The sequence below is a fragment of the Kitasatospora sp. NPDC058965 genome (assembly GCF_042741245.1).
Lineage (GTDB): Bacteria > Actinomycetota > Actinomycetes > Streptomycetales > Streptomycetaceae > Kitasatospora.
Map to the genome: position 1 here is coordinate 1 of NZ_JBHYKG010000011.1, position 21,658 is coordinate 21,658.

Here is a 21,658-nt window from a genome sequence, read left to right on the forward strand (position 1 = left end):
CCACCACCACGCCGCCCCCCCCCAACGCCTGTGCGACGGCGCACGGCCCCGCCCCATGCCCGGTTCCCCGCCCCCCCGCGCACCCGGCAATCCTCCGTTCCGGCCGGCCCGCTCCGGCGCGGGCCGCCCGAACTGGGGACGGCCCAGGTGGAGGGGTTGGGTGGAGGGCTGGGTCAGACCGCACCCGCGCCGGTGAGGGAGCGGACCTCCAACTCGGCGAACTTGTCCGGGTCGGCCCGCTCCTCGCCGCTGACCGTGCCGATCCAGCCCATCAGGAAGCCCAGCGGGATGGAGATCAGGCCCGGGTTCTCCAACGGGAACCAGTGGAAGTCGACGCCGGGGAACATGGCGGTCTTGCTGCCGGAGACGACCGGCGAGAAGAGCACCAGGACGAGCGCCGGAACCAGGCCCCCGTACGTGGCCCAGCAGGCACCCCGGGTGGTGAACCGGCGCCAGAAGAGGTTGTAGATCAACGTCGGCAGGTTGGCCGAGGCGGCCACGGCGAAGGCGAGGCTGACCAGGAACGCCACGTTCAGCCGCTGCGCGAAGAGGCTCAGCACGATGGCCAGCCCGCCGATCACCACGGCGGCGAGCCGGGCCACCACCACCTCCTGGCGTTCCGTCACCGGAGGCCGGTCGGCCCGCCGGAAGGCCTGCGCGTAGAGGTCGTGGGCGAAGGAGACCGAGGAGGCGAGGGTCAGCCCTGCCACCACGGCCAGGATGGTGGCGAAGGCGATCGCCGAGGTGACGGCGAAGAAGAAGGTGCCGCCGGTGCTGCCCTCGCCGCCGCCCAGGTCGAGCGCGAGCAGCGGGACGGCGGTGTTGCCGGCCGAGTTGGCGGCCTTGACCGCCTTGGAGCCGACCAGCGCCGCGGCGCCCAGACCGAGCACGATCGTCATCAGGTAGAAGCAGCCGACCAGCCCGATCGCCCACATCGTGGAGCGGCGCGCGGCCCGGGCGGTCGGCACGGTGTAGAACCGCGACAGGATGTGCGGCAGGCCGGCCGTCCCCAGCACCAGGGCCAGGCCCAGGCTGACGAAGTCGATCCGACTGGTCGTCGAGGCGCCGTACTTGAGGCCCGGCTCCAGGAACCTCGCCCCCGCGCCGCTGCCGTGCGCGGCGGAGTTCATCAGGTCGGCCAGGTCGCCGTGGAACCGGACCAGCACCAGGACGGTCATCAGCACCGCCCCGGTCATCAGCATCAGCGCCTTGACGATCTGGATCCAGGTGGTGGCGCGCATACCGCCCACCGTGACGTAGATGATCATCAGGGCGCCGACCGCCACGATCGTCCAGGTCTTGGCCGCGGCCCCCGTGGTGCCCAGCAGCAGGGCCACCAGACTGCCCGCGCCGACCATCTGCGCGATCAGGTAGAGCAGCGTGACCACCACGCTGGCCGAGCCGGCCGCGGCCCGCACCGGCCGCTGCCGCATCCGGGTGGCCAACACGTCGGCCAGGGTGTACCGACCGGTGTTGCGCACCAGTTCGGCCACCCACATCAGCACCACCAGCCAGGCCACCAGGAACCCGATGCTGTAGACCACGCCGTCGTAGCCGTACAGCGCGATCAGGCCGGTGACCCCGAGGAAGGAGGCTGCCGAGAGGTAGTCGCCGGAGAGTGCGATGCCGTTCTGCAGCGGGCCGAAGTCGCGCCCACCGGCGTAGAAGTCCTCGGCCGCCTGGCCGCGGCGACCCACCCAGAGGGTGATCCCCAGGGTGACCACGACCACCAGGGCGAACAGCACCACCGCGAGTCCGTGGTGCGCGTCGGCAGCGGGGTGCACGGGCGCGGCGTGCGCGGTACCGGCCGCGACGTGCGCAGCTGCGGGCGCGGTCGGGCCGACGGCGGTGGCGACGGGCTGGCGCGCGCCGACGACGGGAGCCTGCCGGGCGAGCGACACGGCCAGCCGGGCCGCCTGTGGGGTGAGTTGTGTCATCGGAGCTGGTCCTGGGTGTCCCAGCGCAGGCCGAGGGCGGCTCGGTCGCGCTTGGTGCGGGCATTGCGGGAGTAGAGCCAGGTGAGCAGGAAGGTCGAGACGAACTGCAGCAGCCCGAGCAGCCAGGCCACGCTGAACGGGCCGGCCAGCGGGGTCCGCATCAGCTCGGGGGCGGCGGCCTGGAGGGTCACGTAGAGCAGGTACCAGCCGAGGAAGACGGCGGTGGCGGGGAAGACGAAGCTGCGGTAGCTGTGCCGGATGTCCTGGAAGGCCCGGCTGTGCTGGACCCCCCGGTAGACCTCGGCCGCCGCCTGCTCCTGCTGCTCGGTCAGCAGCACCTCGAACTCACCGGCGAGTTCGGTGCCGTACTGGTGGCCGGCGGTGCTGTCCTGCTGGTGGGGGACGGTGCCGGCGTACGGGTCACTGATGGCACTGCCGAACGGACGATCGGTGGCGCCGTCGTACGGACCGGAGTGTGGCATCGCATACTGGGCCCCGCGCGGATCGGCGGTACCGCCGCCCTGCGGGCCGGACGCCGACTGCGGGTCCCTCTCCGAACCCGACCGGGGTGCCGACTGCGCCGGGAGGTGGGCCGGCCGCCCGCTCTGGGCTCCGCCGCCGCGCACTGATCGCTGCTCCGGACCGGCCGGCCGTTTCGCAGCCGCCCGACCGCCCGCTTGGCGCCGTACTGCCTCCAGCGGACCGGCCATGTTGGGGGCGGGCCACCAGTCGAACCGTTGCCCGCGGCGGGGCGCCGGACCGACCGGTCCGGTGACTTCGTGCTGTGCCAATGCTGCTCCTGGCCGGGAGGCACCACCGATGGTGGGGCGTCGGGTATCGGCACCCGCACTTCCGGACAGCCCGCCCCGAAGATCCATTCGGCGTACCGACGGCGCCCTGACGGGTTCCATGATGGCCCGTCAAAAACCGATTTGCGGCGTTCGGCCAGGAGTTTCACTCGATGTGGTGGTATCAGTCTGTTTGCGAACTCCGAAACAGACCATGGCGAAACGCATAACTGACCGCTTGTGCACGATCTCTTACCGCTGTCTTGGCAAAGAGGTTGTTGATATGTGTTTTCACGGTGGCCGGGCTGACGAAGAGGGCAGCGGCGATTTCGGTGTTGGACAACCCCTCGGCGATCAGGGTGAGGACCTCGGCCTCACGGACCGTCAGACCGTCGGGCAACTCCTGCGCCTGGTAGGGGCGCCGGCGCGGGGAACCGGGGGCCACCGGTGCGGTGCCAGGGGCGGGACCAGCCGGGGAGACACCTGGTGCCGGGGGAACCGGGGCAACCGCAGCGGTACCGCCGGTCGTGGCCTGCGGGGCGCCTCCGGCCCCGGTGGCGGACGCAGCCGCGGGTCCGCCACCGAGCGGCCCGGCCAGGCGCTCCAACAGGCGGCGCTGGACCTGCGGTGACAGGCCCGCCGCTCCGGCACGCACGTCCGCGATCGCCTTGGCGATCTCCTCCGCTCCGGCATCCTTGGTCAGGTAGCCCCGGGCGCCGGCCTGCAGCGCCGGGAAGAGCGAGTCGTCGTCCGCGTAGGTGGTCAACACCACGATCTCGGTGCCGGGATGCTCGGCCCGGATCCGCCGGGTCGCCTCCACTCCGTCGCAGCGGGGCATCCGCAGGTCCATCAGCACCACGTCCGGCCGGTGTTGGGCGACCAACTGGACAGCCTCTTCGCCGTCCGCGGCCGCACCCACCACTTCGATCCCCGGCAACAGACCGAGCAGCATCACGATCCCTTCGCGGACCACGGTCTGGTCGTCGACGACCAGTACCCGGGTGGCCGCCGCCGCTGCTGGGGTACCGCTCGGCTCGCTCATTCGGCCGTCCTGCTCCTCTGCTGATCGTGCCCGTCCATGGGGAGGCGGAGCGAACGGCCTCTCGGTGACCGGCGATCCGTCAATCCGGCAGTCGGAGTCTGACCAGCCAACCGTCCCCGTCCGGCCCGGCCTGCAGGCTGCCGCCCAGGAGTTCGGCCCGCTCCCGCATCCCCAGCAGACCGTACCCGCTACCGCTCTCCGCCAGCTCGGCCGACACCGGGGCGGCCGGCGCCGCCGCGTTGCGGATTTCCAACTCCACCTCACCGTCCAGGTAGCGCAGTTCCACCGTGCACCCGGCCCGCGGCGCGTGTTTCCGAACGTTGGTCAGCGCCTCCTGAGCCGTCCTGCGGACCGCCAGGCCGACCTCCGCCGCCAGCGGGCGAGGGGTCCCGGTCACGGTGAGCGGCACCTGCTCCCGACTGGTCAGCTCGACCAGGAACTCTCCGACCGCGGTGAACTCGCCCCGCAGGGCGGAAAGCGCCTGCCTGGTCTCCATCAACCCCTCCTGGGCCATCCGCCTGGCCGCGACCACGCGTTCCTTGACCTGCTCCCGCTCGGCTCCGCCGTCCAACATCAGCCGGGCGGCCTCCAGGTGGACCAACTGGGCCGAGAGGCTGTGGGCGAGGACGTCGTGGATCTCCCGGGCGATCCTGGCCCGTTCGGCGAGCGCCGCGCTCTCCGCCTCCGCAGACCGGGCCGCCCGCTCCTGCTGGAGCAGGCGCAGGGCGGTGCCCCTGGCCTCGGCGTCCAGCCGGATCAGGTAGCCGAGCAGTCCGAGACCGACCACGGTGGCCACCAGCGCCAGGTAGCTGTCGCCGCTCTCCACCGCGTAGGAGATCAGCGCCGCGGCGCAGGTCGGCACCGCCACCACCATCGGGAACCGGATCAGGGCGACCACCGCGAGGCCGCACCAGATGAGGTTCGCCAGCGTCTCGGCGCCGACCCGGTGGGCGATCGGGGCCAGCACGATCAGTTGGGAGGCGGCCGCCAGCGACCACCCGATCCGGTGCTGCCGACTGGTGCGGAACAGCACGGTGAAGAGCAGGATCGTGGCCGCCAGGATGACCATGGAGACGACCGCCGCCGCACCCGTGAACTGCTTGCTGGTGACCGTGCCCAGGAGCACGGTCAGCACCAGGGCCAAGCGCCCGGCGAACGAGAGCACCAGCCCCGGGCGGGAGCGCTGCTCACGGTCGAGCGCCTCCCGCGAGGGCCAGCGCGTCCAGGTCTCCAACTGCACGGACGGTCCTTCCACGGTGCGCGGTACCTCAGCCGGCCACGGTCAGGGGCTGCGGGGCGTCCAGGCTACGGGCCCTCCAGTTGACCACGACGCCGCGGGTGAGCAGCAGCACACCGAGGGTCAGCAGCAGCGCGTTGCTGCTCTGGTGGATGTGCAGACCGGTACCGAGCCCGTAGAGACCGATCCGGACGACGATCAGTCCGGTCCAGGCCGCCACGGTTGCCTTGGTGCCCTTCGCCCAGACCGAGCCCTCGCTGTCCCGCCAGAGCCGGACCGTCCAGCCCCAGACGGAGCCCATCGCCATCACCACCAGCGCCGAGACGACCAGCAGGGCTATCGCCGCCGCCTGGTGCTTCGGGTCGATCAGTGAGGGGCCGTGCAGCGCGACGGCGGCGAGGATCAGCGGCAGCAGCCAGAACCGGCGATCGGTGTTGAGCTTGCGGGCCTGGAACTGGCGGCTGACCACGAGGGCGGTGACCGCGAGGATGGCGAGGATGTTCACGAGGCCGGTCATCGGACTGCTCCGTCCCGAATCGGAGGGGTTTCTGACAGTGACGACGCTACGGATCGGCGGGTGTCAGCTGATCGGCTCCAGGGTTGATTCAACGCGAAGGGGGCTCTCCACCCGTGGGTGGAGAGCCCCCTTCGAACCGGCCGAGACCCGGCCGAGACCCGGTCTCGGCCGGTCGAGGTCCGGCGCTCCGGTCGGGCCGGGCGCGCCGTCGGACCTCGGTCAGGCGTCGATCCGGGACCGGTCCAGGGTCGCCGCCGAGTCGACGATGAACTCCTTGCGCGGCGCCACGTCGTTGCCCATCAGCAGGTCGAAGACCTGCTCGGCGGCGTCCAGGTCGCCCAGGTTGATCCGGCGCAGGATCCGGTAGCGCGGGTCCATGGTGGTCTCCGCCAGCTGGTCCGCGTCCATCTCGCCGAGGCCCTTGTACCGCTGCACCGGGTCCTTCCAGCGCATCCCCTTGGCCTGGAACTCCAGCAGGGTGCGGCGCAGCTCGGCGTCCGAGTAGGTGTAGTGGTACTTCTCCTGGCCGCGCTTGGGGTTGGTGAGCTCGATCCGGTGCAGCGGCGGCACCGCGGCGAACACCCGGCCCTGCTCCACCATCGGGCGCATGTAGCGGTGGAAGAGGGTGAGCAGCAGGGTGCGGATGTGCGAGCCGTCCACATCGGCGTCGGCCATGAAGATCACCCGGCCGTAGCGGGCCTGGTCGATGTCGAAGGTCCGCCCCGAGCCGGCCCCTATGACCTGGATGATCGACGCGCACTCGGCGTTCTTCAGCATGTCCGAGACCGAGGCCTTCTGGACGTTGAGGATCTTGCCGCGGATCGGCAGCAGCGCCTGGAACTCGGAGTTGCGGGCCAGCTTGGCGGTGCCCAGCGCCGAGTCTCCCTCGACGATGAACAGTTCGCTGCGGTCCACGTCGTCGCTGCGGCAGTCGGCCAGCTTGGCGGGCAGCGAGGAGGTCTCCAGCGCGGTCTTGCGACGCTGCGCCTCCTTGTGCTGACGCGCCGCCACCCTGGTCCTGGCGGCGGCCACCACCTTCTCCAGCACCGCGCGGGCCTGGGCCTTCTCGTCCTTCTTCGTCGAGGCGAGGAAGGCCTTGAGCTCACGGGCGACCACCGCGGCCACGATCCGGTTGGCGGCGGAGGTGCCGAGCACCTCCTTGGTCTGCCCCTCGAACTGCGGCTCGGCCAGCCGGACCGTGACCACGGCGGTCAGGCCCTCGGTCGCGTCGTCCTTGGTGACGTCGTCCTCGGCCACCCGCAGCAGCTTGGTCGCGCGCAGCGCCTCGTTGACCGTCTTGGCCAGCGAGCGCTCGAAGCCGGTGACGTGGGTGCCGCCCTTCGGGGTGGCGATGATGTTCACGAAGGAGCGCAGGGTGGTGTCGTAACCGGCGCCCCAGCGCAGCGCGATGTCCACCCCGAGCTCGCGGGTGACCTCGGTCGGGGTCATGTGACCGAGGTCGTCCAGCACCGGGACGGTCTCCTTGAAGGTGCCCTCGCCGCGCAGCCGGAGCACGTCGCAGACCGCCCGGTCCGGCGCCAGGAACTCGCAGAACTCCCCGATGCCGCCGTCGTAGCGGAAGGTGGTCTCGTCGACCTGCTCGCTCTCGGTGCGCCGCTCGTCACGCACCACGATGGTCAGGCCGGGGACCAGGAAGGCGGTCTGCCGGGCCCGGTTGTGCAGGGTCTCCAGCGAGAGCTTGGCCTCCTTGAGGAAGATCTGCCGGTCGGCCCAGTAGCGGATCCGGGTGCCGGTGCGGGTCTTGGGCACCTTGCGGGTCCGGGTCAGGCCGCTGGCCGGGTCGAACGGGGCGTCCGGGCTCAGCTCGGTGAAGATCCCGGGGGTGCCGCGGCGGAAGCTGATCGCGTGGGTGTGGCCGTTGCGGTCCACCTCCACGTCCAGCCGCGCGGAGAGCGCGTTGACCACCGAGGCACCGACACCGTGCAGACCGCCGGAGGCCGCGTAGGAGCCGCCGCCGAACTTGCCGCCGGCGTGCAGCTTGGTCATCACGACCTCGACGCCGGACAGGCCGGTCTTGGGCTCCACGTCGACCGGGATGCCACGGCCGTTGTCGCGGACCTCGACCGAGCCGTCGTCGTGCAGCAGCACGTCGATCCGGTCGCAGAAGCCGCCGAGCGCCTCGTCCACCGCGTTGTCGATGATCTCCCAGAGGCAGTGCATCAGACCGCGGCTGTCGGTCGAACCGATGTACATGCCGGGCCGCTTGCGGACCGCCTCCAGCCCCTCCAGGACGAGCAGGTGCCGAGCGGTGTAGTTGGAGCCGTCCTCCGCGGCGCGCAGGGCGGACGGCACGGTCGTTTCGGCACTCACGCGGTGCACTCCTCCTAAGTGACTTCCTGACTCGGTCCGGCGGCGTTCCTCGTCGGACGCACCCCCGCTACGGCCCCGCGCCCGCTCGCCGATCGGCCGTCGCACCTGCTGCCCCGGCTTGTGGCTTGTACGCGCTGCGCGAACACGGGCCGCGCCCGGTTCGCCGTGCGGGAGCCCCATCTCGCCCCCGCCCGACGGGTCCTGGCGGACCGTCGAACCGGCCGCGAGCGCTGGAGCTGCTGGGATGCAGGCTACCGGTGCTCGGGACGGGGCTTATGCTCCAACCCAGTAGGGGATTATGCTACGCCCACCCTCGGACAACAGTTCGAAGATGCGTTCGAGTGATAGACAGCTCGCGGTTTCCGGCACGCATGAACCACCGGCACCCGGGGCACGTCCTCATCAACACAGCAGAATCCTCAAAGAAGAAAAGCCACGAGCGGGAACGTTTTCGGCCTGGTTGGATGTTGACCCTGGTACGACAGCTCGTCGAGCTAGAGAAGAGGCGACGTGACTACTGTTCTGACACCTGCGAGCCCGCTCACCGCGGCTGACCGCTGCGACCGCTGCGGCGCCCAGGCCTACCTGCGCGTCGTGCTGGCCAGCGGCGGAGAGCTGCTCTTCTGCGCCCACCACGGGCGGAAGTTCGAGCCGGAGCTCAAGAAGATCGCCGTGGAGATACAGGACGAGAGTGGTCGTCTCGCCACCACGACGGCCTCGGCCGCCAGCGACGAGCGCTGAGCATTCGGCGTTTCCTTGACGCGCTGAGGTCGGCCCTTGCGGGCCGGCCACCGGGCGACAGGCTGCACAGCCTGTCGCCCGGCGTCGTACCCGGGCGCCGTGCGTAACCGGCCTGTTACAGCTGGCCATTGACCGCATCGGCGACCGCCGCCAGCCGGGTGTAGACACCCGGGTGGCTCGCCTCCGCGCAGCCGGTGCCCCAGGAGACCAGCCCCACCAGGCGCCCGCCGACCACCAACGGGCCGCCGCTGTCCCCCTGGCAGGCGTCCTTGCCACCCTGCGCCTCGCCGGCGCAGACCATGCCGCGGGCATCGAAGGCGCCGTCCGGCCCGCCCGGGTAGTCGCGCGCGCACACCGAGTCAGCCACGATCGGCACTTGGACCCCGTGCAGCGTGGTGGCGTAGCTCCCCCGACCGGTGGTGTCGCCCCAGCCGTAGACCTGGGCCGCCGTGCCGGGCGCGTACGGCCCCGTCTCGTCCTGGCCGACCATCGGCAGCACCCCCCGCGGATCCTGCGGGCTGTCGAGCGTGAGGACCGCCACATCCTGCATGTTGTCGTCGAACGAGTACTGCGGGTGGATCCAGACGTTGGCCACCGGAACCTCGGCCCCCGTGCGGGTGCTCAGATCGGTCCGGCCCACCACCACGGCCAGGCCCGGCCGGTCCGTCTGCCGACCGGTGCGCTCGTCGAAGAAGCAGTGGGCCGCCGTGACCACCTTCGTGGGCGCCACCAGGGTGCCGCCGCAGAACTGCCCGGAGCGGGCGTCGCCGAACTGGGCCCGACTGGCCACCGCGACCATCCAGGGGCGCTGCACCGCACTGTCCGCCCAGCCACCCACGATCCGTCGGTCGGCCCGGGCTTGGGGAGCCCCGAGCGAGACCACGGCACCGGGCAGCACGGCCAGCAGTGCCAGCGCGGCCACCCGCCGACGGCCGGCGGGGAGCACGCCGAAGGCTCGACGGATGCCGGGACCGGACGGAACGGACGAGACGGACATCACAGGGCACTCCGAGCATTCGACATCGGGCAACCGCCACAGCGTAGTCAGAAACTCACCCTGAGTGCTCGTCATCTGACGTCCAACCACCCGGACGAGGGACGCGGTCGGGCGACATGCGGCGCCCCGGGACGTGCGGCGGACGGTGCCGGGATGAGGAAGTCCGGGGCGGAGGGTCCGGGCGGAGGGGTCCGGGGCGAGCGGATGGCCGGGGCGGAGAGCGCCAACGGGTCGGGGGCGCCGGCAGGCAGGCGCGGGCGGGCGGTTGCGCCGGGATGCCGGAAGGCCCGGGCGGTGGATCCGCCCGGGCCTTCCGGTGAGGTGTCGAGCTCGCTCGATCAGTCCAGGTAGTCGCGCAGCACCTGGGAGCGCGACGGGTGGCGCAGCTTCGACATGGTCTTCGACTCGATCTGGCGGATGCGCTCACGGGTGACCCCGTAGACCTTGCCGATCTCGTCCAGCGTCTTCGGCTGACCGTCCGTCAGGCCGAAGCGCATCGAGACCACGCCGGCCTCGCGCTCGCTCAGGGTGTCGAGCACCGAGTGCAGCTGCTCCTGGAGCAGGGTGAAGGAGACCGCGTCGGCCGGGACGACCGCCTCGGAGTCCTCGATCAGGTCACCGAACTCGCTGTCGCCGTCCTCGCCGAGCGGGGTGTGCAGCGAGATCGGCTCGCGGCCGTACTTCTGGACCTCGATGACCTTCTCGGGGGTCATGTCGAGCTCCTTGGCCAGCTCCTCCGGAGTGGGCTCGCGGCCCAGGTCCTGGAGCATCTGGCGCTGGACGCGGGCCAGCTTGTTGATGACCTCGACCATGTGCACCGGGATGCGGATGGTGCGGGCCTGGTCGGCCATCGCGCGGGTGATCGCCTGGCGGATCCACCAGGTCGCGTAGGTGGAGAACTTGTAGCCCTTGGTGTAGTCGAACTTCTCGACCGCACGGATCAGACCGAGGTTGCCCTCCTGGATCAGGTCCAGGAAGAGCATGCCGCGGCCGGTGTAACGCTTCGCCAGCGAGACCACCAGGCGGAGGTTGGCCTCCAGCAGGTGGTTCTTGGCGCGGCGGCCGTCCTCGGCGATGATCTCCAGCTCGCGCTTGAGCTTGGGGGCGAGCTTGTCGGCCTGGCTCAGCTTGTCCTCGGCGAACAGGCCGGCCTCGATCCGCTTGGCGAGCTCGACCTCCTGCTCGGCGTTGAGCAGCGGGACCTTGCCGATCTGCTTGAGGTAGTCCTTGACCGGGTCGGCCGTGGCACCGGCGACGGCGACCTGCTGGGCCGGCGCGTCGTCCTCGTCGTCGTCGGAGAGGACGAAGCCCTCCGACTCCTCCTCGGGCTCGGCAGCCTCGCCCTCCGCCTTCGTGCCGGCGGGCAGCGCCACGTCCTCGAGCAGCTCCTCGTCGCTGAGCAGCTCCTCCTCGCCCTTCTCCGACTTGCCGGCGACGGTCTTCTTCGCGGCCGTCTTCTTGGCGGGAGCGGCGGCCTTCTTGGCCACGGCCTTCTTGGCCACGGCGGGGGCGGCGACCTTCTTGGCAGCCGCGGCGCTCGGCTCGTTGTCCCCCGGTGCGTCCAGCGGAGCCTCCACGGTGACCGAGGTGACGGTGGTGACCGACGCCACGGCGGCGGGGGCCACGGTGGCGGCCGGAGCGATCCGGACCGGCGGCTTGGTGGGCGCGGCGGGGGTACGGGTGGTGACCGCCTTGGTGGCGGTGCGCTTGGTCGGGCTCTTGGCAGCGACGCTCTTGCGCTTGGCCGCGGACGGCTCGGCGGCGCTGACCATGAGGTCGACGCCCTCCTCAATCAGCACCTGATTGAGGCTGCGCATGACGTTCTTCCACTTGGTGACCGGGATCTGGTCCGCCTCGAATGCCTGACGCACGTCGTCACCGGCGATCTGCCCCTGGGCCTTGCCCCGCTCGATGAGCGCCAGCAGGGCCGCGGACTCGGCGATCTCGGGGGGGAGCGAACGGGAAGTGCTGGCCGACACGAACAACCTCTCGGACGAAGAGTGGACTCGAACCCGTACCGGACCGCCCGAGAGGGCGAGGAAGGAGCACGCACCGCAGGCACGTGGCGGTTCCGACCGGCTCGGACTTGAGGACTGGGTTTGCAGGACGCTGGGTTTGTGGGACGGCAGCAGCGCCGCAGACCAACACAGCATTCTGACATGGCGCGGGTATTCCGGAGCTGCTTCCGCTCCGTACACATCGCTGCCGCTCCCCAAGTGTTACGCATGCCGTCCGTGGCACAGGTCACACGCCTCCCCGTCGGCCGCCGCGACCGTCATGACGGCGGGCCCTCCGGGTCGGTCGCGGCCGCTGGGGCGCGCGCCTCCGGAGGGCTCTGCTCAGGTCCGGCGGTTCCGTGGTCGACTCCGCTCAGTGCTCGCGCGGCGCGGGCACGGCGTGCTCGACGTCCGGGTGCACGGTCAGCAGCGTACGCATGGCCGCCTCGGCCGCGGCACCGTCACCGGCGGCGATCGCGTCGACCAGCCGGGTGTGCATGCTCACCGAGGCGTCCGAGGGCCGCTCGCACGCCGTCGCCGGACCGCCGCTGACCTGCAGCGCGCCGCCCACGATGCCCGACAGGTGCTCCAGCATCCGGTTGCCGGCCAGCTGCAGGACCAGCGAGTGCAGCTCGCCGTCGGCCCGCGAGAAGGTGATCAGGTCGCCCTGGGCCGCCGCGTGGCTCATGATCTCGGTCATCTCGGTGAGCCGCTGCTGGATGTCCTCGCGGCCGTGGCCGGCGGCCAGCCGGGCGCCCAGCGGCTCCATCGCCCAGCGCATCTCGAACAGCTCCCGGCGCTGCTCCTCACGCTGCGGGCCGAAGGCGCGCCACTCGATGATGTCGGGGTCGAGGAGGTTCCAGTCCCCCACCGGGCGCACCCGGGTGCCGACGTTGGGGCGGGCACTGACCAGGCCCTTGGCCTCCAGCACGCGCAGCGACTCGCGGACCACGGTCCGGGAGACCTCGAAGCGCTGGCCGATCTCCTCCGGCACCAGCGGGCGGTCGGCGCCCAGGTCGCCGGAGACGATCATCTGGCCCAGCTGCTGGACCAGCTGGCCGTGCAGGCCGCGGCCGCGGCTGCTGGTGGTCTTGCGACCGACCCGGGCGAGATCGCTCTCGGCCCCCTCCCATCGGGGGACGGGCGGGGTCGGCCGATCGGCGTAGGAGAAGCGGTCGAGCTCCGCAGCGCCGGGCGCAGCGGCCTCGGCGGTGCGGGCGACGGTCATGGTGGGGTGCGCAAGGGTACTCACACGTCCTTTGTCGGCGATCGGCGCGCGCGGCTTGAGGATTCTCGTGAAAAGCACACGAAAGGGTGATCGCCCGTGGCTGGATCATTGACTTCTTATCAGGCAGAAATGGCCGTTCCCGCACCGGTGTTGTCGCTCCCCGGTGGGGTGGCGGCGAACAGGGCCGGTGGACCTGGAAAGGACCAGGTCAGGAGGGGACGCAGGGCGGGCGGGACCTGACGGTCGGTGGGGCGGGTGGGGTCCGCAGGGGACTGCGGGGATGCGCCTCGGAGCGGGCGACGGGGTGGTTTTCGGGGAGGGGCGTCCGGGTTGGTGGGCTTGACCGGCCGGCCGGGACCGGCGGGTCTGATGGGTCCAGTGGGTTCAATGGGTCCGGTCAGTCTGCTGGGCCGGTGCGAGCGGCCGGTCTGCTGGGCCGGTGCGAGCAGTCGGTCTGCCGAGCCGGTACGAGCAGCCAGTGCCGGCAGCCGGTCTGACCGGTGGGTGCGGTCAGGCGGGGGTGATCCGGTGGGGGTGGCCGGGTGATCCGCTCAGTCGGCGTGGTTCAGAAGGAGCGGCGGCGCAGTTGGGCCACCAGGCAGCCGACCAGGAGGAGCGCGGCAGGCACCAGCACGGTGACCAGGCTCTGGCTGAGCTGCGTCGGCACGGTGGCCGCGAGTGCCGCACTGCCGTGCCCGGCGCCGAGGTCGACGGATGCCGGGTCCAGCCATGCCGACCACGGCGAACCGGGGCTCCGCAGCCGGGCCGCGGCAGGCAGGTGCCGCAGGGCGACCGAGCCGGCCGCCAGGTCGACCAACGTCGGCAGGGCACAGAGCAGCAGCACTCCGGCAACCGCGCTGCGGGTCAGGGCAGCGGCCAGCACTCCGGCCCAGCCCGCGGCAACCACCAACGCGGCGAAGGCGAGCAGCACCGGAACCGAGCGCGGATCGGCACGCAGCGCGCCGGGGACGAAGAAGCGGGACACGGCCTCGCCGGACGAGGCGGCGAACCGGATCGCCAACGCGTCCGCCACCAGCGAGAGCACGGCGAAGGCCCCGGCAACCGCGCTGAGCACGACCAGCTTGGCCAGCAGCAGGCGCACCCGGGCCGCGTAGCGGACGTGGGCGGCCACCCGACCGGGGTGGCGCACTTCGTGCGCCACGGCCAGGGCGCCCAGCAGGCCGACTGCGAGGGCGGCGATCGGAACCGGGAGGACCGGCACGGTCGCGCTGACCAGGCGGACGGCGTCGGCCACGGGCAACGGTTGCGGGGCGAGTCGGCGGGCCTGAAGCACTGTCAGGGCGACCTGGGCCACCAGGGCGACGAGGAGGGTCAGCCAGGTGGAGCGGAGGCCGAGGAGGCGCCGGCCTTCGTAGGCGAGTACGCGCACGGGGTCACCCGTTCCAGTGGTCGGGCCCGGTCAGGGGCTGCGGGGTGGAGGTGGTCGGGTCGGTGGTGGCGGGGTAGCCGGCTTCGGCAGGCGGGGTGGGGTAGCCGGCTTCGGCAGGCGGGGTGGGCGATTCGGGGAGGGTGAGTGGGGTGGGCGAGTCGGGGAGGGTGGGCTGGGCGTGGGAAGGGTGGGTCGGGTCGGCGGGGTGAGTCGGGTCGGCGGCCAGTGCGGTGTCCGGCAGGGACGCGACGCCGAGGAAGGCCGCAAGCCGGTCGCGAGGAGGGCCTGCGAGCGGCTCGGCGACCTGCGCCGGGGGAAGGCCCGACTCGGGCTCGGGGACCGAAGCGGGAGTGGCGAAGTCGGTGCTGCGGGCGTAGTCGGCGTAGTCGGTGCAGCCGCCGAGGTCGGCAGGGTCGGGGGTACCGGAGAGGGCGGCGGTGGGCGTGGGGGTCGGGCCCGGTCCGGGCGCGGGCGCTGGTGGACCGATCACTGGCGCGGGCTGCGGAAGCTGCTGCGGCGTGAGCCCGGCGTCGAGGTCGAGCCCAGGGGGCTGAGTCGGGGCCTGACCGGGCTCGGAGCCCTGCCAGAGCTCGGGCATGAACACCAGATCCCGCGCAGGCGCGAACTCGGGTGCGGGGACATGCTGCGCCATGGGCTGCGGCACGAACTCTGATGCGCTCACGAGCTGCGACGCGAACTCCACCGCGGGACCGGACTGCGGTGCCGACCTGAGCCCCGACGCGCCTTCCGGCTCGTACGGGAGGTGTGGCACGAGGTGCGGCGCGAGCTCTGTAGCTGTGGCGGCCGTAGCTGCCGGGCTGAGCTCTGCCGTCGGCTCGGGCACTGCGGGGTGGACCGGTGCGGGCGCCGACCCAGCGACGGGCGCACGTTCGGACGCGGCGGATGACGCCCCGACAGGCCCGGTCGCGTCGAGCACCGGGGCAGTGGCCGCCGTCCGGTCCGCCACCGGTTCGGTGGGCCCCGGCACCAACGCCGGACCCGACGCCGGACCCGACGCCGAACCCACGAGCGTGGTGGCACCGGCCGGTTCGGCGTAAGCGTGGCGCGCGAACCCGTCCCGCTCGTCCCGGAGGGCCGCGGCGTCCTCATGCTCCGAGGTGACCACCGGTCCGGCTGCGACCGTCGCGCCGACCGGCCCGGCCTGCTCGCCGTCCGAGCCCACACCGGTGACCCCGGCCGGTGTCGCGGTCACGATCCGCTCACGCGCACCGACGGCCGTGCTCCCCACGGCCGTGCTCCCCACCCCCGGGGCCACCTCGGCGGGCTGCGCGGGTACGCCTTGCTCCGCCGGGCCACCGCGGGGCACTCTGCGCAGTTGCACCGTCGGCACCGCCGCAGCCGGGACCGCGGCGGGGCGGGGGGCACGTGGTGCCGGCTGCTCGACCACCCGGTCGGCGAGCTCGTGCAGCAGGATGCCGTGGCGGTAGGCCAACTCGCCGATCTCGGTGCGCCCCAGTCCGCTGACGGCGATCCCCGCACTGCCGTCCGACCGGACCATGGCGCCCTCGGCCAGCAGCAAGTCCCCGAGCCGGGCCATCTGCGGGCCGCGGACCGCCACCTCGGGGTGCAGCCGGGTGCGTCGGAACTCGGCGATCGGCTGATCGGCGACCAGGTGACCGTCGTCCAGGGTCACGACGCGGTCGCCGAGCAGTGCCGCCTCCTGCGGACTGCGCGTGGTGACGAGCACCGAGCCGCCCCCCGAGGGGAAGGCTCGGACGAAGGCGTGCAGCCACTCGACGTTGCGGGGTGACTGACCGTCGGTCGGCGCGTCGAGGAACAGCGTGTTCGGGTCGCCGAGCAGGGCCACGGCCAGCTCCAGCCGGCGGGTCATGCCGGGTGAGAACGACCGGAGCCGGTGGTCGGCGACGGTGGCGAGGCGGGTCTGCTCCAGCAGTTCCTCGGCCCGACGGGCGGGGACACCGACGGCGGCGGCGAGCATCCGCAGGTGCGCTCGCGCAGTACGGCCCGGGCTGCCGGCGCGGCGGTGCTCGGCGGGCAGTACGACGCCCACCTCCCGCTCGGGCTGACGCAGCTTCCGGTAGGTGACGCCGTCGAACAGGGTCACGCCCGCACCGCGTTCGAGCTCCAGCATCAGCCGCAGCGCGGTGGTCTTGCCGGCCCCCTCCGGCCCCAGCAGCACGGTCACCGCACCCGGTCTGACATCGAACCCGAGGTCGAGCAGGGCCGGGCGGCCACGGCGATGGACCTTCGTGAGCCCACTGGCCTGGATCATCACTGGCTGCTCCCGCGTGCTCGGCTGCCCTGGCGGCGTGGCCGCTCCGGATTCAGCACCCTAGGCGGAGCATCAGGAGATTTCGGGCATTGCGTGGCGCGGTGCGGACAACTCACCCGCCCCGCTCACTCGATCAGGGGACAGGGGTCGGAGGTGGTCCGCTGACCGGCGGCGGGCCGACCGGGTCAGGACTCCGGGCGCAGCATCGGCGGGTTCAGCACGGTCGCGCCGCCGGCCTTGAACAGCTGGGCGGGACGGCCGCCTTGACGGGTCGTGGTGCCGCCCGAGGGCACCAGGAAGCCCGGGGTCCCGGTGACCTTGCGGTGGAAGTTCCGCGGGTCGAGCACCACGCCCCACACCGCCTCGTAGACCCGGCGCAGCTCACCCACGGTGAACTCCTCCGGGCAGAAAGCGGTGGCCAGCGCGGAGTACTCGATCTTGGAGCGGGCGCGCTCGACCCCGTCGGCCAGGATCAGCTCGTGGTCGAAGGCGAGCGGCTCGCGGTCCGTCCGTCCCGGGCCGAGCAGCTCGCTGACCGGCGCCCAGCGGGCGCCCCGCGCGTCGCCGCCCGGTTTGGGCGTGGGCAGATCGGGTGCCAGCGCGAGGTGGGCCACGCTGACCACGCGCATCCGCGGGTCGCGCTGCGGGTGCCCGTAGGTGGCAAGCTGCTCGAGGTGGGCGCCTGCCATCGCCTGCCCCGGGGTGGAGTGCGCGCGCAGCCCGGTCTCCTCGGCCAGTTCGCGGGAGGCCGCCTCGCCGAGCCCCTCGTCCGGGCGCACGAAACCACCGGGCAGGGCCCAGTAACCCTGGAACGGCGGCTCGCCCCGACGTACCAGCAGCGCGCAGAGCTCGTGCTCCCGAACCGTCAGCAACACCAGGTCGACCGTGACTGCGAACGGGGGGAAGGCCGACGGGTCATAGCGCGACATGGGGTCGATCATAGTCGTCTCTTTGACGATAAACATCGAATCGACCGGACTCGGCATCGGGGCACGCTGGAGCGCCAGTGCCACGGCCGCGCTGGCGCGGGCGCGGGCCTGAGTCGGCGCTGCGTCAGCAGCCCCCTGCTCAGTGGGCACGAGCGCCCGCCCGTACCCGACCGTGTACCGGCGATCAGTCCTTACCGAGCAGCAGGTCCGGGGACGCCTCCTCCACGACGGCGACGCCGATCCGGCTGATCCGCACCGCGAACGGCTCGCCGGCCACCCGCAGGCCCGCCAGCTCCAGCTCGCCCAGCGGCGCGGTGGTCGCGGGGCGGACGGTGACCCGCTTCGCCGGGACGTCCGGCCTGACGCCCGCCAGCGCGATGACGGTGTGCGCCAGTGCGGCGGACGAGGCGGCCCCTGGCCGGCAGGCGGAGGGATGCGGCACCGGCGGACAGTTCGCCATCCGCTGCTCGCCGGCGAACATCTCCGGCATCCGTCCGGAGAACGTCTCCGACGCGCCGAGCAGCCCCTCCAGCAGGGCCGCGGCCTCGTTCTCGTAACCGGTCGCGGCCAGCCCGGACACGGCCAGCGCCGTCTCGTGGATCCGCACCGCCCCACTGCGGTGGCCGAGCGGGTTGAACCGGGGGGACTTGGCGCTCAGCGTCCGCAGCCCCCAGCCGCAGTCCATCTCGGGTGCGACCAGGCGTTGAGCGACCATCCGCTCCTGTTCTCGGTCGAGTAGACCGGGCAGCGCCGAACCGCCACCGGCGAGGCCCGGATCGAGGAGGTGGCTCAGTGAGGAGGTCAGCGCCGTCAACGGGCGTCCGCCGGCCGCCAGGGCCGCGGCGGGGCGGCCACCGGAGAGGTCGTCCACCCAGAACTGCTCCCGGAACCGACCGCGCAGCCCTTCCGCCCACTCCCGCCAGGCGGAGGCGCCGGGGCGGCCGAACGCGTCGAGCAGCTCGGCCCCCTGCAGGGCGGCCCGGTGGGCCTGGGCCTGCACCTCGCAACGGGCTGCCGGTGCCTGGCCGGGGCGGTCGTCACCGGTCCGGCCCAGGTCGGTGACGAACCCTTCGACGAGTTCGGCCTCGGCGCAGGCGCGCAGGGCCGCCAGTGCCCGTTCGGCGACCGGCAGGAGCTCGGCCACCTCGGAGGTGGGCATGCCCCAGCGCCACGCCTCGGCAAGCACGGTGACGAACAGCAGGGTGGCCTCGGTGGCCGTGCAGATCGGCGGCAGCTCGGGGCCCGCGTGGCGCAGCGGCCCGGGGATGATCCCCTCCGCGTGGCTGCCGCTGCCGGCCGGTTGCTGGCGGCGTGCCAGGGCGCGCAGCGTGCCGCCGGCGAGCCGGGTGCCCAGCGGCAGGGTGAACCGAGCGGCCCAGAGCGCGTCCGACGGGGTGAGCCCGAAGCGCCAGGGGGCTCCGGACGCCGTGTAGAGGTCGGCGGGCCGGTCGGCGTCGGCCAGCAGGAGCCCGCCGAGGGCATCCAGCGACCGGGTCAGCAGCTGTTCGGCCCGCGAGTCGTCGCAGCGGACCCGCAGGTCGGTCCAGGGTGCGGCGACTCCGGCACCGCGGCCGATCGCCGGACGGACCACCGGAGCGACCAGCGGCTCCAGCTCCACCCGCAGGTCCACGGCCCACCGGGCCCCCGGCTGCAGCTCCAGGTCCCAGCGGAGCACCCCTGCTCCGGCCAGGACAGCGTGCGGCGAGGGACGAGCAGTGACCGTCGCACTGTGCGTGCGCCCGGTCCAGCGCAGGCCGGCGGACTGGACCTGGGCCGGCACCTCGGGCGGCCGGGCTCCGGCACCGACCTCGGCCAGGCTGCCGAGGTCCGTGCCCAGGGCGATCTCCAACGGGATCCTGGCCGGACGACCGCCGGCGTTGCGCACGGTGACGCTCTCGGCGCCGTCCGCGTGGCGCAGCCGCTCCACCGTCAGCGCCGGGTCGGGGTCGAGCTCGCCGGGGATCCGGACGGATCCGATGAACCGTGCCTGCACGGCCGAGGAGAGGTCGCCCTGCAGCGCCAACGGTTCGACGCCCCCCAGCCGGACCTCCATCCGGCTGAGCACGCGCACCCCGGAGCGGAAGAACCCGTGCAACCCGTCGCCGCGCAGCTGACCGTCGGGCCCGGAGGCCGCCATCGCCGGAGCGTTCACGCAGAGCACGTCGGTGTGCGTGGACGCGGGGAGTCGGCGGGTCTGGGCCGTCGGCCGCCCCTGAGTACCCGACGGCGAGTCGGGCCTGGGCGGCGCGGCCGGACGGGTGCCACCCACCGTCTCGGTCGGCATCGCGGTCTGCGGTGGCCTGCTGGCCGTCACCGGGTTCTCCTCCTGTCGGTCGGCAGCGCGGGCCGTTGTGCCGTGACTGCCGTCGGTGGTCTCCAATGCGCGCGGGCTCGGCCGCTCGCTCCCTGGCAGTGCGCCAGGATCACGGTAGGCCAGGTCCGGACCGCCCGGCGCGGCTTTCCCCCAGAGGCGGGATCGCCAACGGCGGTGAGCCCGGTGGTGCCCCCCAGAGTGAACGCGGCGCACTGGGCGCAGGTCACGCCACACCGCCGAGCGGACCGGCCCGGGTGCGGTCGGCACCGCCGGGGCGGCTGCCGTCGCTGCCTGGCACCGGCCTGTCCGGCCGAGGACCCGCGCGGGTGTACGGCGCCGCTGCCGCTCATCCGGCGTCAGGATACGGTGCCCGGGTGGCACGGCCCGAACCGGGAAGTGTCCAGGTCGGCGCCGACGGGATTCCGTGACCAGTGCGGGCAACGTGCCCGGCCTCGGCGCAGCCGATACCGCGCGGACACCCGCCGCGCCGAGCACAGTGCAAGGAGCCCGATGTCCGTCGTGATCCGACAGCCAGGCGTCGTCCTGACCGACCATCACTTCCAGGTCCCGCTCGACCACGCGGCTCCTGACGGGGAGCAGATCGAGGTCTACGCCCGCGAGGTGGTCGCGGCCGGCAAGGAACGCGCCGACCTGCCCTGGCTGGTGTACCTGCAGGGCGGCCCCGGTGGACGGGCCGGTCGGCCGTTGGGGCGGGACAGCTGGCTGGACCGGGCGCTGGACGACTACCGGGTGCTGCTGTTGGACCAGCGCGGCACCGGAAGGTCCACCCCGGCCACCCGGCAGAGCCTCCCGCTGCGTGGCGGCGCCGCCGAGCAGGCGGAGTACCTGACCCATTTCCGGGCCGACTCGATCGTGCGCGACGCGGAGCTGATCCGCCGTCGGCTGCTCGGCGAGGACGGCAAGTGGACCGTGCTCGGGCAGAGCTTCGGCGGGTTCTGCACTCTCACCTACCTTTCGCTGGCACCGGAAGGGGTGCGGGAGGCCCTGGTGACGGGCGGTCTTCCCGGACTGCGCAGCAGTGCGGACCACGTCTACCGGGTCGCCTATCCGCGAGTGGCCCGGAAGAACGCGGCCCACTACGCGCGCTACCCGCAGGATGTCGAGACGGTGCGGCAGATCGCGGAGCACCTCGTCGGGACGCCCGCACAGTTGCCCGGCGGCGGTGTGCTCACCGTGCAGGCCTTCCAGTCGCTCGGCCTGATGCTCGGCTCGGGTACCGGCTCGGACGCGCTGCACTACCTGTTGGAGGACGCCTGGATCCGGGGCGCCTCCGGCCCCGAACTGTCCGACACGTTCCTGGGCGCCGTCCAGGCGAAGCTCTCCTTCGCCGACGGACCGCTGTACGCCGTGCTGCACGAGTCCATCTACGGGCAGCGCTCGGTCGATGCCGGCCCGACGGACTGGGCGGCGCAACGGGTCCGGGCGGAGTTCCCGGACTTCGACGCCGAGCTGGCGCTGAAGGGCAGCGGCCCGGTCAGCCTCACCGGCGAGATGATCTACCCCTGGATGTTCGAGACCGACCCCGCGCTGCGGCCGCTGCGCGAGACCGCCGAACTGCTCGCCGCCCGCACGGACTGGCCGGACCTGTACGCGCCGCAGGTGCTCGCCGCCAACGAGGTGCCGGTGGCCGCGGCGGTCTACCACGACGACATGTACGTGGACACCGCCGACTCGCTGGCAACCGCCGACGCCGTGGGGGGCCTGCGCACCTGGGTGACCAACGAGTGGGAGCACGACGGTCTGCGAGTCAGCGGCGGACAGGTGCTGGACCGGCTGATCCGGATGGTGCGCGGTCAGCTGTAGCAGTTCGCTGCGGAAGCACTGCGGGCGAGCCCGGTAGCGGGGCGGGCGCCCCCGGGCCCCCGGCCGCGGCGGCGCGCCCCCGCCCCCCGTCGCCGCGCCCCCCGGGGGCGGCGGGCCCAGATACCCCCCCCG

The 21,658-nt window shown here is 72.7% G+C and carries 15 protein-coding genes; 2 read left to right on the forward strand and 13 right to left on the reverse strand.

The window, feature by feature from the left end:
- Positions 1–173: 173 nt before the first annotated feature.
- From ACFW1A_RS03525 to ACFW1A_RS03550, 6 genes are all read right to left on the reverse strand, one after another.
- On the reverse strand, positions 174–1,937 hold the full coding sequence (locus ACFW1A_RS03525; protein WP_380403409.1) for a cation acetate symporter: 1,764 nt from the start codon (positions 1,935–1,937) through the stop codon (positions 174–176).
- Positions 1,934–2,419: a DUF485 domain-containing protein gene (locus ACFW1A_RS03530; protein ID WP_380403412.1), complete on the reverse strand. Its 486-nt coding sequence runs from the start codon at positions 2,417–2,419 to the stop codon at positions 1,934–1,936. Before ACFW1A_RS03530 ends, ACFW1A_RS03525 begins: the two co-directional genes overlap by 4 nt.
- A 490-nt stretch (positions 2,420–2,909) precedes the next feature.
- Positions 2,910–3,767 (reverse strand): response regulator, encoded by an 858-nt coding sequence (locus tag ACFW1A_RS03535; RefSeq protein ID WP_380403415.1) that lies wholly within the window; start codon positions 3,765–3,767, stop codon positions 2,910–2,912.
- A 79-nt stretch (positions 3,768–3,846) separates the two neighbouring features.
- Entirely contained in the window at positions 3,847–5,007 is a 1,161-nt protein-coding gene (locus ACFW1A_RS03540; RefSeq protein WP_380403419.1) for a sensor histidine kinase, read from the reverse strand.
- Between the two features lie 28 nt (positions 5,008–5,035).
- Positions 5,036–5,521 carry a DUF1453 domain-containing protein gene (locus ACFW1A_RS03545; RefSeq protein WP_380403422.1) on the reverse strand — a complete coding sequence of 162 codons (486 nt, stop codon included), beginning with the start codon at positions 5,519–5,521 and terminating at the stop codon, positions 5,036–5,038.
- 219 nt (positions 5,522–5,740) lie between these two features.
- Positions 5,741–7,852 (reverse strand): type IIA DNA topoisomerase subunit B, encoded by a 2,112-nt coding sequence (locus tag ACFW1A_RS03550; RefSeq protein WP_380403425.1) that lies wholly within the window; start codon positions 7,850–7,852, stop codon positions 5,741–5,743.
- Positions 7,853–8,362: 510 nt separating this feature from the next.
- On the opposite strand from ACFW1A_RS03550, the gene ACFW1A_RS03555 reads away from it, so the two are divergent.
- Positions 8,363–8,593 carry a hypothetical protein gene (locus ACFW1A_RS03555; RefSeq protein WP_380403428.1) on the forward strand — a complete coding sequence of 77 codons (231 nt, stop codon included), beginning with the start codon at positions 8,363–8,365 and terminating at the stop codon, positions 8,591–8,593.
- A 115-nt stretch (positions 8,594–8,708) separates the two neighbouring features.
- On the opposite strand, the gene ACFW1A_RS03560 is transcribed toward ACFW1A_RS03555, so the two are convergent.
- The 7 genes from ACFW1A_RS03560 to ACFW1A_RS03590 all read right to left on the reverse strand — a co-directional run bounded on the left by ACFW1A_RS03560 (position 8,709) and on the right by ACFW1A_RS03590 (position 19,702).
- Positions 8,709–9,590: a S1 family peptidase gene (locus tag ACFW1A_RS03560; RefSeq protein ID WP_380403431.1), complete on the reverse strand. Its 882-nt coding sequence runs from the start codon at positions 9,588–9,590 to the stop codon at positions 8,709–8,711.
- A 338-nt stretch (positions 9,591–9,928) separates the two neighbouring features.
- Positions 9,929–11,569 carry an RNA polymerase sigma factor gene (locus ACFW1A_RS03565; protein WP_380403434.1) on the reverse strand — a complete coding sequence of 547 codons (1,641 nt, stop codon included), beginning with the start codon at positions 11,567–11,569 and terminating at the stop codon, positions 9,929–9,931.
- 391 nt (positions 11,570–11,960) lie between these two features.
- A complete protein-coding gene (locus tag ACFW1A_RS03570; protein WP_380403436.1) occupies positions 11,961–12,893 on the reverse strand; it encodes a FadR/GntR family transcriptional regulator in 933 nt (310 codons plus the stop codon).
- Between the two features lie 487 nt (positions 12,894–13,380).
- Positions 13,381–14,205: a hypothetical protein gene (locus ACFW1A_RS03575; RefSeq protein ID WP_380403439.1), complete on the reverse strand. Its 825-nt coding sequence runs from the start codon at positions 14,203–14,205 to the stop codon at positions 13,381–13,383.
- Between the two features lie 4 nt (positions 14,206–14,209).
- Positions 14,210–16,459 (reverse strand): ATP-binding cassette domain-containing protein, encoded by a 2,250-nt coding sequence (locus ACFW1A_RS03580; RefSeq protein WP_380403442.1) that lies wholly within the window; start codon positions 16,457–16,459, stop codon positions 14,210–14,212.
- Between the two features lie 185 nt (positions 16,460–16,644).
- Positions 16,645–17,388 (reverse strand): NUDIX domain-containing protein, encoded by a 744-nt coding sequence (locus ACFW1A_RS03585; RefSeq protein WP_380403445.1) that lies wholly within the window; start codon positions 17,386–17,388, stop codon positions 16,645–16,647.
- A 184-nt stretch (positions 17,389–17,572) separates the two neighbouring features.
- A complete protein-coding gene (locus ACFW1A_RS03590; protein WP_380403448.1) occupies positions 17,573–19,702 on the reverse strand; it encodes a glycogen debranching N-terminal domain-containing protein in 2,130 nt (709 codons plus the stop codon).
- Positions 19,703–20,212: 510 nt separating this feature from the next.
- On the opposite strand from ACFW1A_RS03590, the gene ACFW1A_RS03595 reads away from it, so the two are divergent.
- Positions 20,213–21,526, forward strand: a complete 1,314-nt coding sequence (locus ACFW1A_RS03595; protein ID WP_380403451.1) for an alpha/beta fold hydrolase — start codon at positions 20,213–20,215, stop codon at positions 21,524–21,526.
- Positions 21,527–21,658: the final 132 nt, after the last annotated feature.

What these genes read in the sequence shown, in the direction of transcription:
- ACFW1A_RS03525 (WP_380403409.1), bottom strand. Translation starts at nt 1,937, where the DNA reads ATGACACAACTCACCCCACAGGCGGCCCGGCTGGCCGTGTCGCTCGCC.
- ACFW1A_RS03530 (WP_380403412.1), bottom strand. Translation starts at nt 2,419, where the DNA reads ATGCCACACTCCGGTCCGTACGACGGCGCCACCGATCGTCCGTTCGGC.
- ACFW1A_RS03535 (WP_380403415.1), bottom strand. Translation starts at nt 3,767, where the DNA reads ATGAGCGAGCCGAGCGGTACCCCAGCAGCGGCGGCGGCCACCCGGGTA.
- ACFW1A_RS03545 (WP_380403422.1), bottom strand. Translation starts at nt 5,521, where the DNA reads ATGACCGGCCTCGTGAACATCCTCGCCATCCTCGCGGTCACCGCCCTC.
- ACFW1A_RS03560 (WP_380403431.1), bottom strand. Translation starts at nt 9,590, where the DNA reads ATGTCCGTCTCGTCCGTTCCGTCCGGTCCCGGCATCCGTCGAGCCTTC.
- ACFW1A_RS03580 (WP_380403442.1), bottom strand. Translation starts at nt 16,459, where the DNA reads ATGATCCAGGCCAGTGGGCTCACGAAGGTCCATCGCCGTGGCCGCCCG.
- ACFW1A_RS03585 (WP_380403445.1), bottom strand. Translation starts at nt 17,388, where the DNA reads ATGTCGCGCTATGACCCGTCGGCCTTCCCCCCGTTCGCAGTCACGGTC.
- ACFW1A_RS03595 (WP_380403451.1), top strand. Translation starts at nt 20,213, where the DNA reads ATGTCCGTCGTGATCCGACAGCCAGGCGTCGTCCTGACCGACCATCAC.